This window comes from Fructilactobacillus sp. X2R6C1, from assembly GCF_059901295.1.
In genome coordinates, this window is the sequence record NZ_JBWXUZ010000071.1 from 1 (window position 1) to 242 (window position 242).

Genomic DNA, 242 nt, shown 5'->3' on the forward strand with positions numbered 1-242 from the left:
GCTCAAGCGTGTCGAGGACATCTACGCCCGCACACCGCACCAGCTCATCCGCCTGCACGGCGACCTGCACCCCGGCAACCTGATGCACCGAGACGAGGTGTACCACGTGGTCGACCTTGACGACTGCCGCATGGGCCCGGCAGTGCAAGATCTGTGGATGATGCTGGCGGGCAACCGCGAGGAGCGCCTGGGGCAACTGGCCGAACTGATCGACGGTTACAACGAGTTCCACGATTTCGATC

General features: G+C 63.6%; 1 protein-coding gene. It reads left to right on the top strand.

Annotated elements, in window-relative coordinates; genetic code table 11:
- Positions 1–242: phosphotransferase (locus AC6UDF_RS07400; protein WP_500724248.1), on the top strand; the 242-nt coding region annotated here is incomplete at both ends.